Source organism: Streptomyces sp. NPDC057854 (assembly GCF_042797055.1).
Taxonomy (GTDB): Bacteria; Actinomycetota; Actinomycetes; order Streptomycetales; family Streptomycetaceae; genus Streptomyces.
Map to the genome: position 1 here is coordinate 1 of NZ_JBHVMF010000025.1, position 12,687 is coordinate 12,687.

The following is a 12,687-nucleotide window of genomic DNA, read 5'->3' on the forward strand; positions in this document are numbered from 1 at the left end:
CCGCCCTCTGGGCATCAGTGACAGACAACGGCGGAATCTTCGGACCCGGACGACTCATGCCCAACTAACGACGAATCTCCGACTCAGGTCACTAGCCCCGCCTCGCGCGTACGAAGGGGAGAGCCCCGGAGTCCTGTCACAGGTACAGGAATCCGGGGCTCTCCCCTTCTGTCGCTCGCGGCTCAGCGGAGTTCGGCCGGCGGGGTGCGGTTCGCGTCGACCTTCTCGGTGCGGGCCAGTTCGCCCCAGACGATGAAGCGGTAGTCCGAGGTGTACATCGGGGTGCAGGTGGTGAGGGTGATGTACCGGCCGGGCTTCGTCTTCCCGGACTCCTTCGGGACCGGCTGGAGGACGTCCACGTTGTACTTCGTGGTCTCCGGGAGGGTCTTGTACACCTTGTAGACGTACCAGGTGTCCTTGGACTCGAAGACGATCGGGTCGCCGTTCTTCAGCTTGTGGATGTTGTGGAACTTGGCGCCGTGGCCGTCGCGGTGGGCGGCGAGGGTGAAGTTGCCCTCCTCGTCCTGCGGAAGGGCGGACTTGACCGGCTCGGTGTAGTAGCCGGCGACGCCGTTGTTGAGGACGGAGCTCTCCGTGCCGCGCTTCACGAGGATCTCGTCGCCGCCGAAGGCGGGGACGTGCAGGAAGCCGAGGCCGCCCTTGGTGTCGAGGGCACCGGGTCCCTGGTCGGCCCATTCGCCGCGGACCTGGGCGCCTTCCTTGTCGGCGGCGCGGTCGGCGAGGACGTTCGTCCACCACAGCGAGTAGACGACGAAGAGTCCGAGCACGAGGCCGGCTGTGATGAGGAGTTCACCGAAGACGCTGATGATCCCGGCGATCCGGTTGCGCGCACGTGACACTGGGTCGGCCCTCGTCCCTTCTGGAGGTGTGGGGTCTCAGCCTACGAGCGCGCTCGGCTTTCCCTTGCTGCGCGGCCGTTCCTCGACCAGCTTTCCCCAGACGATCATGCGGTAGGTGCTGGTGAACTCGGGCGTGCAGGTGGTCAGGGTGATGTACCGGCCGGGTTCGGTGAAGCCGGAGCCCTTGGGGATCGGGTCGATGACGGCGATGTTGGAGGGCGCGGTCTGCGGCAGGATGCTCGCCATCGCGTAGGTGTAGTAGGCGTCCTGGGTCTCGACCACGATCGGATCGCCGGGCTTGAGGCGGTTGATGTAGCGGAACGGTTCTCCGTGGGTGTTGCGGTGGCCGGCGACCGCGAAGTTGCCCTGCTTGTCGGAGGGCATGGCGGTCTTCAGCTTGCCCTCGCCGTAGTGGCCGACCATGCCCTTGTCGAGGACCTTGGTCTTGTCGATGCCCTCGGCGACGGGGACGACGACGTCGAGCTTGGGGATGTGCATGATGGCGAAGCCCTCGCCGGGGGCGAAGACGTCCGGCTTGGACTCGCCCTTGGCCCAGGTGTCCTCGATCCGTTCCTTGGCCTGGTTGGTCTCCTGGCCGGCGAGGACGTTCGTCCACCACAGCTGGTAGGCGACGAAGAGGAGCATGACGACGCCGAGGGTGATGAACAGCTCGCCGACGACGACGCCGACGCTGTCCTTGGCCGCCTTCGCCTCGCGGGCGGCCCGGCGGGCCTCGACGCGGGTGAGGGGGCGTGCCGGGGCGTCGCCACCGGTTCCGGCGGCCGGTGCGGCGGCCTTGCGGGGCTTCCCGCGGCCCTGCTTGGCGGCGGCCCGGCGCCGCTCGGCCCGTCCCGGCCCGGGAAGGGTCTCCACGGGCCGCGGCGCCTCCTCGACGACCTCGGGCAGCTGCTGGGTCTCCCCGGCCCCGTACGCCTCACGTATGGGCTCGTACGCGGCCTCCCGCGCGGCCTCGGGGACGTGCGGCGCGTGTGGCACCCGCGGGGCCTGCGGGGCGGGGGTGGCGTGGGGAGCCTGCGGGGTCCCGTACGCGTACGGCGCCCGGTCGGCCGCGTACCCGCCGTCGTAGCCCTCGTAGCCCTGGTGCGGGGCCTGGGCGTACGGCTGCGTCCCCTCCTGGTACGGGTGGGGATACGGCTCCTGCTGCCCGTACCCGTACGGCTGCGGGGCTCCCTGCTCCTCGGGTATCGGCTCGTCTCCCGGCTGCCCCGAGGGCCGGAACCACGGCGAGCCCGTCGTCACGCGACGGCCTTGCCCACCACCGGCGCGAGCCCCGCCGACCGGCCGACCGCTCCCTCGTCTCCGCACTGCTCCAGCCAGTTGGCGAGCATCAGGTGGCCGTGCTCGGTGAGCACCGACTCGGGGTGGAACTGGACGCCCTCGACGGGCAGTTCGCGGTGGCGGAGGCCCATGATGATGCCGTCCTCGGTCCGCGCGGTCACTTCGAGCTCGGCGGGGAGGTCGGCCGGTTCGGCGGCCAGCGAGTGGTAGCGGGTGGCGGTGAACGGCGAGGGGAGGCCGGCGAAGACGCCCTTGCCCTCGTGGAGGACGGGGGAGGTCTTGCCGTGCAGCAGCTCGGGGGCGCGGTCGACGACGCCGCCGTAGGCGACGGCCATGGACTGCATGCCGAGGCAGACGCCGAAGACCGGCACCCCGGTGGCGGCGCAGTGCCGGACCATGTCGATGCAGACGCCGGCCTGCTCGGGGGCGCCCGGGCCGGGCGACAGCAGCACGCCGTCGAAGCCGTCCTGCGCGTGGCTCAGCTCCACCTCGTCGTTGCGGAGCACTTCGCACTCGGCGCCGAGCTGGTACAGGTACTGCACGAGGTTGAAGACGAAGCTGTCGTAGTTGTCGACGACGAGAATTCGCGCGCTCACTGGCCGTCCACCGTCACATCGTTGAACGGAAGCAGAGGCTCCGCCCAGGGGAACACGTACTGGAAGAGCACGTAGACGACCGCGAGGACCAGCACGACCGAGATCAGCGCCTTCACCCAGGCGTTGCCCGGCAGATGCCGCCAGATCCATCCGTACATGACGTCCGACGCCCCTTCCGTTCGTTACGGGCACCAGAGTACGGGGCGCGGGGGGCGCCGTGGGGAAGCTGTCCGAAGCCTGTGGACAACCGGGCTCGGGCGGCGCTGCTCAGGCGGCGGGCTCGGCGTAGTGGAGGTCGACGGCGCCGGTGTAGCCGGGGAGGGTCACGTTCTTGTGGTCGTCGACCTTCCAGCCGAGCCCGTACGCCTTCACGTAGAGCTGGTAGTTCTGGAGCGCCGGCGAGTCGGCGAGGGCCTTGTCGAGCTTCCCCCGGTCGCCGACGGCGGTGATCTTGTACGGGGGCGAGTAGACGCGGCCCTGGAGGATCAGGGTGTTGCCGACGCAGCGGACCGCGCTGGTGGAGATGAGCCGCTGGTCCATGACGCGGATGCCCTCGGCGCCGCCCGCCCACAGGGCGTTGACGACGGCCTGGAGGTCCTGCTGGTGGATGACCAGGTCGTTGGCCTGCGGTTCGGGGTAGCCGGGGGCGGCCTGGGCACCGGGCGGGGCGTCGTTCAGGGTGACGGTGAGGCCGGCGCCGGAGACCTCGGCGGTGCCCGCGGCGGCCTCCAGGGCCTTCAGCCTGCGGTCCTCGGCGGCGGTGGAGCCGTCGTCGCGGGCGGCCAGGGAGTCGACCTCGCCGCGCAGGGCGGCGGTGGTCTCGTCGAGGCCGGCGTTCTTGTGGCTGCGCTCCTCGATGAGGTCGGAGAGCCGCAGCAGGGAGCCGTCGGTGCGGAGGTTGGTGCCCTTGGCGGTGTTGAAGCTCGTGACGAAGAGCAGGCCGGCGAGGGCGAAGACGGCAAGGGTCAGCAGCCGGACGGGGCGCCACCTGGAGGTGCGGCCCGGTCCGGCGGGGGGTTCGCCCGGAGTGCCGGCGGAATTGCTCAACGTACCCTGATCCCCTTCTGCGCCGCGGAACCACTACGCTAACGGACGCCCGGGGGGCGCAGTCGAGCTGCTACGTCACATCCCGGCGCCAGCCACAGTTCCCTGCGCGGTCACGCAGCGCATCGACAGGAGAGTCCCTCGTGCCGAAGTCACGGATCCGCAAGAAGGCCGACTACACGCCGCCGCCGGCGAAGCAGGCCGCCAACATCAAGCTGACGAACCGCAGCTGGGTCGCTCCGGTGATGCTGGCGCTGTTCGCCATCGGCCTGGTGTGGATCGTGGTCTTCTACGTCACCGACGGTTCGCTTCCGATCGAGTCGATCCGGAACTGGAACATCGTGGTCGGCTTCGGTTTCATCGCCGCCGGGTTCGGTGTCTCCACCCAGTGGAAGTGAGCCCGTAGCGGCGGGGAAGCGAGCCGCGGCGACGGGCGCTTAGCGGGTCCGCCCGGCTGCCGTCAAGCTCACCCCAGAGTTTATCCACAGCGTTGTGCACAGCACTGGATAACTTACGAAGATCTGTGGATAACTCGCACCGGGTTGACGCCGGTATGACCGCGAGGACCGCCTCAGTATCGACGGACACCCCCTGCCTCCCGGGAGAAATCCCAGGTCAGAGGCAGGGGGCTCCGTCACACCCAGGGTGGTGGGGAGAACCCGCCGCACACTGTGGATAACTCTGGGGAAAGCTCTTCTCCCCAGCTCGTCCACAGGCCTCTGCGCTCAGGTGAGCGCCATCGTACGGGCCACGACCACGCCCGCCTCGATCAGCAGCAGCAGTCCACAGGCGCCGTACTGGATCAGCTCCCGGCGGGCCCGGGGCGCCTGCACGAGGACGTACGTCAGCACGAGACCGGCCACCAGTCCCCCCACGTGCGCCTCCCAGGAGATCCCCGGACGGGTGAATGTCAGCAACAGGGACAGGGCCACGAAGAGGGCCACCGGCCGCATGTCCTGACGGCGCCGGCGGGCCAGCACCACCCACGCCCCGATGAGGCCGTAGACGATGCCCGAGGCCCCCAGCGAGGGCTGGTTCGGCGCCGCGACCGTGTAGGCGAGGACCGATCCCGCCAGGCCGGTGATCAGGCACAGCAGCGCGTACCGGGACCGGCCCAGCTCGGGCTCGACGATCCCGCCGATCACCCACAGGCCCAGCAGGTTGAAGAGGATGTGCCACGGCTCCTGGTGCAGCACCGTGGCGGTGAGGAGCCGGTACCACTCGCCGTCCGCGACGCCCACGACCTCGCCGAGCAGCGGGTTGTACGCGTACCCGATCAGCACCAGCTCGTCCACGAACCGGTCGCCGAGGATCAGCACCGGCAGGTAGACGGCCGCGCAGATCCCGATGAGGACCTTGGTGACCAGCCGGTCGTCCGTCCGGACCCGGCCGCCGGCCAGCGTCCGCGGCCGGTTCGCGTCCGCCGCGTGCCCGGTGCCGGACCCGCCGCGGACGCAGTCGGGGCACTGGAAGCCGACCGAGGCCGAGACCATGCACTGCGGACAGATGGGCTTCTCGCAGCGGGCGCACCGGATGCCCGTCTCGGTGTCGGGGTGGCGGTAGCAGGGCTGGAGTCCGGCCTGCGCGTCCATGGGCGGGGTCCCGTCCTTCCCGGTCAGCGCTGCTCGATCACCACGGACTCGACCACCACGTCCTCCAGCGGCCGCTGGGTCTGCGGGTCGGTGGGCACGGCCGCGATCGCGTCCACGACGGCCCGGCTCTTCGGGTCCACGACCTCGCCGAAGATCGTGTGCTTGCGGTTCAGCCAGGTCGCCGGGCCGACCGTGATGAAGAACTGCGAGCCGTTGGTGCCCGGCCCCGCGTTCGCCATCGCCAGCAGGTACGGCCGGTCGAACCACAGCTCGGGATGGAACTCGTCCGCGAACTCGTACCCCGGGCCGCCCGTGCCCGTGCCCAGCGGATCGCCGCCCTGGATCATGAAGTCGCCGATGACGCGGTGGAAGACCGTGCCGTCGTAGAGGGGGTCGGAGGAGACCCGGCCGGTGCCCGGGTGGGTCCACTCGCGCTCGCCCGAGGCGAGCTCGACGAAGTTGCGCACCGTCTTCGGCGCGTGGAACGGCAGCAGGCGCACCTCGATGTCGCCCGCGCTGGTCTTGAGGATCGCGTGCGGCATCGCCACGGTCCGCCCCTCCCTGATCGTGCGTCACGCCGCGGAACGGAACGCCTCACGCGCCGGCGGCTCTGGCGAGTCGATCCTCGCATGCCCCGGTACGGCCGTCGGCATGCCTCGCGTCCCTCGCATGCCCCGGATGCCCGCCCCGCATGCCGGACCGCGCTCCGGCAGGCATGATGCCGAAAAGGATGGAAAGGCGAAAACCCGACATCGCTCGCCACCGAGGAGGAGGAACCCGTGACTCGCATGGACAGCGTGCGCGCCGCTACGGATTCGGCGAAGGAGAGCGTCCTGCACGCCGCGGACGTGGTGGCGCCGTACGCCGGCACGGCCAAGGACCAGGCCGCGCACTATGCGCACGAGGCGCGGGCGCGGCTCGCACCCAAGGTGTCGAGCGCCGCTCGGCAGGCCCGTGCACAGGCCCGCGCGCAGTACGCGGCGCGGGTGGCGCCGCACGTGCCGCCGCGGGTCGACATGGCCGCGCAGCGCGCCGCGGCCCGGACCCGCTCGGTCGCCCATCAGGTGACGGACTACACCGTTCCGCGCGTCGAGCACGCGGTCGCCGCGACCGGTCCCGTCCTGGGGGAGGCCGGGTCGCGTACGCAAGCCGCCTGGTGCGCGCTGCGCGGCCAGGTGACGCCGGACGACGTCCGGAAGATCGTGAGGAAGCATGAGCGCCGGGCCAGGGCCGGGCGTCTGGTCAAGGGGCTCGCCGTGTTCGGCGTGCTGGTCGGCGGCGCGTTCGCCGCCTGGAAGTGGTGGGACAAGCAGTCCAACCCCGACTGGCTGGTCGAGCCGCCGGCTCCCACGGAGGTGGACGAGGGCTCGGGCATGCCGTCCGCGTCGGAGGTCTACACGGGCGCGGAGGCCGAGGCCGGTTCGGGCGTGGTCACGGAGGCCGGGAGCGACGTGGAGGTCGAGACCGGGACCGTGGCCGGGATCGAGGCGGAGACGGAGACCGAGTCGACGGAGCCCGACGAGCGCCGCTGACCTGGGGTCGTTCCGTACGAGGGCGGTCTGCACGGGGTGGATCGGTCCGGGCTGCGGGGCCTGAGGTGCGGGGAGCGAGGTGTGGTCTCCCCGCACCTCAGGCTGCCGTCGCGAGCGCCAGCTCCGTCAGCGCCGCCGGCTCGGCCGCGAGCGGGGCGGCGGGGCGCAGCTGCCGGACGGCGGGCGAGGAGCCGTGCGCCTCGGCACCGATCCGCTGCTTGATGGTGGGCGGCAGCGAACCGCGGCGGGCGGGTGCCCACGGTTCCGCCTGCCGCTGTGCCACGACGGTCGCGGCGCGCTCCGCGGCGGCGGGACGGGCGGCGGGGGCGGCCGGCTCCTCGGGCTGGGTCACCGGGGCCTGGCCCCGGGCGGCGGCGGGAGCCGCCAGGCCGACGGAGGCGAGCAGGGCGAAGAGGACGGAGATGAAGGCGGTCCAGAACTGCTTGACCTTGGCGGTGGCCATGGCCCCTCACTTTCGTGTACGCGGCGTTCAGATGCTTTGAGCGCTTCCCGAATGGTTCCTCTCGGGTTGCGCGCTTTTCATACCTTCCTCATGATCTGTACCGGGCCCGGGTTTCGGCGGAGCGACGCCGCCGCCGCGCAGTTCTTCCGATGAACACCACCCGTCCGGCCCAGAGCCGCCTCCCGCCCCCCTCCCCACCCCTGCCTCCGTGATGCCCGTCACACCCCTGTCACAGGCGACGGCCCCGCGGTGTCTTGAAGTCGCACCCCTGAGGACGGGGCGCACGGAGGAGGGACATCATGGGCCGCACCACCGAAGTGGTCGTGATCGGCGGCGGATACGCCGGGGTCATGGCCGCCAACCGACTCACCCGGCACGACGACGTGACCGTGACGGTGATCAACCCCCGTCCGTCGTTCGTCCCCCGGCTCCGGCTCCACCAGCTGGTCGGCGGCAGCCACCCCGCGGTCATGGAGTACGAGGAGGTGCTGACCGGACGGGCCCGGCGCGTGGTCGACTCCGTGGCCCGGATCGACGCCCCCGCGCGCGTGGTGACCCTGGCGTCCGGCGGCACCGTCCGCTACGACCACCTCGTGTACGCGGTCGGCAGCACGGTCGCCCGGCCCGACGTGCCCGGCGTCGCCGAACACGCCCACCACGTCGCCGAACTGGAGGCCGCCGAGCAGCTGCGCGCCGCCGTCGCGGCGCTGCCCGCCGGGGTCCCCGTCACCGTCGTCGGCGCCGGCCCCACCGGCATCGAGACCGCCGCCGAACTCGCCGAGGGCGGCCGCCCGGTGACGCTGGTCTGCGGCGGGCTCCTCGGCCCGTACCTGCACCCCAGGGCCCGGCGCTCGGCCGCCCGCCGGTTCGCCGCCCTCGGGGTCACCGTGCTGGACGGGCCCGGCACGAAGGTCACGGAGATGACCGCGGACACCGTCCGCCTCGCCGACGGCCGCACGGTCACCGGCGGACTCGCCGTCTGGACCGCCGGCTTCGGCGTCCCCGGCCTCGCCGCGCGCAGCGGGCTGACCACCGACGCCGACGGACGGCTGCTCACCGACGAGACGCTCACCAGCGTCGACGACGAGCGGATCGTCGCGGCCGGGGACTGCTCCGCCCCCTCCGGCCTGCCGTTCCGGATGAGCGCCTACGTCGCCGGCTGCCTCGGGGCGCACGCCGCCGACACCGTCCTCGCCCGGATCGCGGGAGAGCAGCCCGAGCCCGTCGACCTGGCGTTCAACGCGATGTGCCTCAGCTTCGGGCGCCGCACCGCGATCTTCCAGATCGCCCACAAGGACGACCGGGCGATGGCACTCTACGTCGGTGGGCGTGCGGGGGCGAAGCTCAAGGAACTCGGCTGCACGCTCAGCGTCAAGCACCGGACGGCGGAGGCCCGCGAGCCCGGTGCGCACTCCTGGCCCAAGGACGGAAAGCACCGGCCGCGGCTGCTGCGGGAGCGCGCGGTCCGCACCGCGGACACCCCCGAGCCCGCGGCCTGACCGCCGGCACCGCACACCGACGACGGGGAGAGACAGCGGCATGACGAGCGCGCACGGCACGGACCCGGCGACCGAGACCTTCGTCGCCCACCGGAACCTGCTGTTCACGGTGGCCTACGAGATGCTCGGCTCGGCCGCCGACGCCGAGGACGTCCTCCAGGAGACCTGGCTCCGCTGGACCGGCGTCGACCTGGAGCAGGTCCGCGACCGGCGGGCGTACCTGGTCCGCATCACCACCCGGCAGGCCCTCAACCGGCTGCGCACGGTGCAGCGGCGCCGCGAGGCGTACGTTGGGCAGTGGCTGCCCGAACCGCTGCTGACGACACCGGACGTGGCGGAGAACGTCAAGCTCACCGAGTCGGTGTCGATGGCGATGATGCTGGTCCTGGAGACCCTCACCCCCACCGAGCGGGCCGTCTTCGTGCTCCGCGAGGTGTTCCAGGTGGAGTACGAGGAGATCGCGGCGGCCGTCGGCAAGACCCCGGCCGCCGTCCGCCAGATCGCGCACCGCGCCCGCAAGCACGTCGACGCCCGCCGCCCCCGCACCACGGTCTCGGCACGGGAGGCACGGGCGGTCGTGGACTCCTTCCGGCGGGCCCTGGAGACCCGCGACCCGCAGGACTTCCTGGCCCTGCTCGCCCCCGACGTCGTCCTCGTCGGCGACGGCGGCGGGATCAAGAAGGCCGCGCTGCGTCCGGTCGTCGGCGCCGACAAGGTCACCCGCTTCTACCTGGGCGGCTCCGACAAGGCCGGGGTCACGATCACCACCGAGCCCACCGTCGTCAACGGCTCCCCGGCGCTCGCGGTCCTCCTCGACGGCGAGCTGGACGGGGTCATGGCGATGCGCGTGGAGTCCGGCCTGATCACCGGCCTCTACTACGTGCGCAACCCGGAGAAGCTGACCCACCTCACGGCCGAGACCCCCCTCACCCTCCGCTGACCTCGTTCCGGGAAGGACCCCGAGATGCCCGCACCGAGCACCGCACCCGCCTCCGCCCCTTCCCGCGCGTACAACACCACCCTGAAGGTGGCCCTCGCGCTCCAGACCCTGGCGCTCCTGTTCCAGGCGGGCACGGCCGGCGCCCTGCTCGTCTCCTCCCAGGGCGCCCTCCTCCACGACGCCGGCTCCCGGGTGATGTACGGCGCCTCGATGCTGTACGTGATCGCCGCGGTCGTCGCCTGGCGGCCCGGCGGCGGCAGCCCCCGCCCGATCCTGTACGCGTCCGGGCTCCTCGTCCTGGCCTCGGCGCAGGTCGCCCTGGGCGTGGCCCACCTCCCCGAGTACCACGTGCCGCTGGGCGTCGTGATGGTCGCCCTCAGCACCCTGGACCTGGCCCGCGCCCTCACGACCGACCCCAGACCCGCACGCTGACCGCCGGCCCCGGGAAGCCCCTCCGCGGCCGGAGGGGCTTCCGCGTCCCCCGGAACGGTCCCGCGCCGCTCAGTCCCTGGCCGCTCAGTCCCGCGCCGCCGTCGCGTCGACCACCGCGGCTCCCTGCCGCACCAGGGAGGCCCGCAGCGCGTCCGGATCGCCGCCCTGGGACGTGAGCAGGACCCGCTGCTGCTCGGCGACGAAGGGCCACGTGGCGATGGCGATCAGGGTGAGGACGAGGTGCGCCGTCTCGCAGCGCCCGATCTCCCCCAGGGCGACGCTCAGCTTGCCGCACTTCTCGCGGTAGTACGCCGACCGCTCCTCCTGGCCGGGGAAGTCCTGCCCGCCGTAGTGGAGCCCTTCCCAGGCGATGAGCCGGGCCAGCGTGGGGTCCTTGGCGTGGTAGTCGAAGATGTCGCCGACGTAGCGCCGCGCGGCCTCCAGGGTCTCGGGGACCGGGACGTGACGACCGAGATCCTCGTAGGCCGCGCTGATGACGGCGGCGAACAGCCCTTCCTTGCTGCGGAAGTTCGCGTACAGGCGCTGCTTGTTCACCCCGGAGGCCGCGGCGATCCGGTCGACGCGCGCCCCGGCGATCCCGTGCCGGGCGAACTCCGCGCGGGCCGCGTCCAGGAGCTTCCTGCGGGTGATCTGGCTCTTCTCGGTCTGCATGCCGACCCACTATAGACATCAAACCAACCATCTAGTTAGTTTCAACAACAAGCAAAAAACCAACTAGATGGTTGCACTCGCCTCGCCGATCTTCGTAACGTCATCCCCACCGCAGGGGATGCGCAGCCGCAAACGGCGGTCCGCTTCTCCAACGTCCCTCTGCCAAGGGGCGGTTCGCGGTGTCCTGATGCTGCTAGGAGGGGGTTCTGAGCATGTCCACTACGGTTCGCGTGATCGTGGTCGTCGGGGACCGGTTCGCCGGTTTCGCCGCGCAGGAGGACGTGGTCACGGTGTCGCAGTTCCTCACGGAACTGCACGCCGGCACGTTCGAGGAAGGGCCCGAGCACGTGGTCCGCGCCGGCCAGGGGGTCGGGCGCTTCGAGTGGAACCTGGTGCGCGAGCGGGTCCGCACCCACGGACTGGAGCACCGGGTGCGGCTCGTGCTCCAGGAGGCGGAGCTCGCCACCCGCGCGGAGTGCCACAAGCGCAGCGAGCCCAACGCGCTCATAGCCGATCTGCGCCGTGTGGACGAGACGCTGTTCCATGCGTCCTTGCGACTGCACAACGACAACGAGCTGCTGCTGGACCACCAGACGGGCCAGCACGTCCAGGGCATGGTGGCGGTCGAGGCGGCGCGCCAGATGTTCCTCGCCGTCACCGAGCGCTACTTCGCCGCGGCCCACGGCGGGCGCCGGTACTACTACGTCATCGAGTCCCTGAACACGGACTTCGAGAACTTCCTGTTCCCGCTCGACGCGCAGATCGAGTACCGCGTCCTCACGTCGGACGTGAGCGACCCCGAGCGGCTGTCGTTCGCGGTGGAGGTGAGCCTGCTCCAGGCCGGCCGCAGGGCGTCCCTGTCGCGCATCACCTTCAGCGCCTTCGACGAGCGGGTGCTGAAGCCGAAGGAGCACCGCCGCGCGGCCCACGCCGTCGCCCACACCGTCGCGGACACCCCCGTCGACGCGAGGGAGCCCGTCGGTGTCTGAGAACGGAAACGGTGCCGCCCCCGAGGCCGCCTTCTTCGACGTCGACGAGACCCTGATCTCGGTGAAGAGCATGTTCCGGTTCCTCGACTTCTACCTGGAAGCCCGGGGAGAGGGGCCGGACACCTATCGGCGGCTGGCCGGCGAACTGCACCGGATGGCCGAGCTCGGGGCCGCGCGCGAGAACGTGAACCGCGCCTACTACCGGCTGTACGTCGGTGAGCCGGAGCGCCGTCTGGCACGCCTCGGCGCCCAGTGGTTCGCCAGGGAGAGCCGGGCCCAAGACTTCTGGCTGCCGGAATCCGTCGCCGAGCACGACCTGCTGCGGAAGCGCGGCACCCGGACCGTACTCGTCTCCGGGTCCTTCTTCGCCTGCCTCGACCCGATCGCCGAAGCCCTGGGCGCGACCGACGCCCTGGGCGCGCCGGTGACCGTCCGCGGGGGACTGCTGACCGGTGAGGTCGGCACGCCGATGATCGGCCAGGGCAAGGCACACGCCGCCCGGGACTGGCTGGCGCGCCACGGGCTGTCCCCCGCCCGCTGCGCGGCGTACGGAGACCACACCAGCGACCTGCCCCTGCTGGAGGCCGTCGGCACGCCGGTGGTGGTGGGCGACGAGCCGCAGATGGCGCGGCTGGCCGAGCGGCGGGGCTGGCGCCGGCTGCCGTACGCCCGCGCGGCGGCCTGAGCCGCCTCCGGCCGCGCACGCCGGCCCGAGAACCCTTCACCCGTTTTTTCACCATCAGTCCTCACGCAAACCATCCTCATGAGG

At 71.7% G+C, this 12,687-nt stretch carries 16 protein-coding genes; 7 read left to right on the forward strand and 9 right to left on the reverse strand.

Features of this window, described 5'->3' with window-relative positions; all coding sequences use genetic code 11:
• Positions 1-182 precede the first annotated feature (182 nt).
• The 5 genes from ACFVQZ_RS29480 to ACFVQZ_RS29500 form a co-directional block, all read right to left on the reverse strand.
• On the reverse strand, positions 183-860 hold the full coding sequence (locus ACFVQZ_RS29480) for a class E sortase (protein WP_030493738.1): 678 nt from the start codon (positions 858-860) through the stop codon (positions 183-185).
• A gap of 36 nt (positions 861-896) precedes the next feature.
• Entirely contained in the window at positions 897-2,120 is a 1,224-nt protein-coding gene (locus ACFVQZ_RS29485; protein ID WP_383627728.1) for a class E sortase, read from the reverse strand.
• Complete coding sequence (locus ACFVQZ_RS29490; RefSeq protein ID WP_030493740.1) at positions 2,117-2,755, reverse strand: aminodeoxychorismate/anthranilate synthase component II; 639 nt, start codon at positions 2,753-2,755, stop codon at positions 2,117-2,119. The genes ACFVQZ_RS29485 and ACFVQZ_RS29490 overlap by 4 nt, the downstream gene beginning before the upstream one ends.
• Positions 2,752-2,913 carry a hypothetical protein gene (locus ACFVQZ_RS29495; protein WP_030493741.1) on the reverse strand — a complete coding sequence of 54 codons (162 nt, stop codon included), beginning with the start codon at positions 2,911-2,913 and terminating at the stop codon, positions 2,752-2,754. Before ACFVQZ_RS29495 ends, ACFVQZ_RS29490 begins: the two co-directional genes overlap by 4 nt.
• A 109-nt stretch (positions 2,914-3,022) precedes the next feature.
• Entirely contained in the window at positions 3,023-3,802 is a 780-nt protein-coding gene (locus tag ACFVQZ_RS29500; RefSeq protein ID WP_383627731.1) for a DUF881 domain-containing protein, read from the reverse strand.
• 140 nt (positions 3,803-3,942) lie between these two features.
• Between ACFVQZ_RS29500 and crgA the strand changes: the two genes are divergently transcribed.
• Positions 3,943-4,197 (forward strand): cell division protein CrgA, encoded by a 255-nt coding sequence (gene crgA / locus ACFVQZ_RS29505; protein ID WP_030493743.1) that lies wholly within the window; start codon positions 3,943-3,945, stop codon positions 4,195-4,197.
• A gap of 327 nt (positions 4,198-4,524) precedes the next feature.
• On the opposite strand, the gene ACFVQZ_RS29510 is transcribed toward crgA, so the two are convergent.
• Together ACFVQZ_RS29510 and ACFVQZ_RS29515 are read right to left on the reverse strand one after the other, a co-directional pair.
• Positions 4,525-5,391, reverse strand: coding sequence for a rhomboid family intramembrane serine protease (locus ACFVQZ_RS29510; RefSeq protein ID WP_030493744.1), 867 nt, complete (start codon positions 5,389-5,391; stop codon positions 4,525-4,527).
• Between the two features lie 23 nt (positions 5,392-5,414).
• Positions 5,415-5,933 carry a peptidylprolyl isomerase gene (locus tag ACFVQZ_RS29515; RefSeq protein WP_030493745.1) on the reverse strand — a complete coding sequence of 173 codons (519 nt, stop codon included), beginning with the start codon at positions 5,931-5,933 and terminating at the stop codon, positions 5,415-5,417.
• 237 nt (positions 5,934-6,170) lie between these two features.
• Between ACFVQZ_RS29515 and ACFVQZ_RS29520 the strand changes: the two genes are divergently transcribed.
• Positions 6,171-6,923 (forward strand): DUF5324 family protein, encoded by a 753-nt coding sequence (locus tag ACFVQZ_RS29520; protein WP_383627734.1) that lies wholly within the window; start codon positions 6,171-6,173, stop codon positions 6,921-6,923.
• A 97-nt stretch (positions 6,924-7,020) separates the two neighbouring features.
• Here ACFVQZ_RS29520 and ACFVQZ_RS29525 read toward each other — a convergent pair whose 3' ends face one another.
• Positions 7,021-7,386 (reverse strand): DUF6344 domain-containing protein, encoded by a 366-nt coding sequence (locus ACFVQZ_RS29525; protein WP_030493747.1) that lies wholly within the window; start codon positions 7,384-7,386, stop codon positions 7,021-7,023.
• Between the two features lie 299 nt (positions 7,387-7,685).
• On the opposite strand from ACFVQZ_RS29525, the gene ACFVQZ_RS29530 reads away from it, so the two are divergent.
• Genes ACFVQZ_RS29530 through ACFVQZ_RS29540 form a run of 3 tightly spaced genes read left to right on the forward strand, consistent with a single transcriptional unit; the run spans position 7,686 to position 10,257 of the window.
• Positions 7,686-8,885, forward strand: coding sequence for an NAD(P)/FAD-dependent oxidoreductase (locus ACFVQZ_RS29530; RefSeq protein WP_383627736.1), 1,200 nt, complete (start codon positions 7,686-7,688; stop codon positions 8,883-8,885).
• 40 nt (positions 8,886-8,925) lie between these two features.
• Entirely contained in the window at positions 8,926-9,825 is a 900-nt protein-coding gene (locus ACFVQZ_RS29535) for an RNA polymerase sigma-70 factor (RefSeq protein WP_383627738.1), read from the forward strand.
• Between the two features lie 24 nt (positions 9,826-9,849).
• A complete protein-coding gene (locus tag ACFVQZ_RS29540) occupies positions 9,850-10,257 on the forward strand; it encodes a hypothetical protein (protein ID WP_383627740.1) in 408 nt (135 codons plus the stop codon).
• Between the two features lie 84 nt (positions 10,258-10,341).
• Here the strand turns inward: ACFVQZ_RS29540 and ACFVQZ_RS29545 are convergent, their stop codons facing one another.
• The gene (locus ACFVQZ_RS29545) at positions 10,342-10,929 is read right to left on the reverse strand and encodes a TetR/AcrR family transcriptional regulator (protein ID WP_030493751.1); all 588 of its coding nucleotides are present in this window, start codon (positions 10,927-10,929) and stop codon (positions 10,342-10,344) included.
• Positions 10,930-11,141: 212 nt separating this feature from the next.
• Between ACFVQZ_RS29545 and ACFVQZ_RS29550 the strand changes: the two genes are divergently transcribed.
• Together ACFVQZ_RS29550 and ACFVQZ_RS29555 are read left to right on the forward strand one after the other, a co-directional pair.
• On the forward strand, positions 11,142-11,918 hold the full coding sequence (locus tag ACFVQZ_RS29550) for an AfsA-related hotdog domain-containing protein (protein ID WP_383627742.1): 777 nt from the start codon (positions 11,142-11,144) through the stop codon (positions 11,916-11,918).
• Positions 11,911-12,603, forward strand: a complete 693-nt coding sequence (locus ACFVQZ_RS29555) for an HAD family hydrolase (protein ID WP_383627744.1) — start codon at positions 11,911-11,913, stop codon at positions 12,601-12,603. Before ACFVQZ_RS29550 ends, ACFVQZ_RS29555 begins: the two co-directional genes overlap by 8 nt.
• The last annotated feature ends 84 nt before the right edge of the window (positions 12,604-12,687 follow it).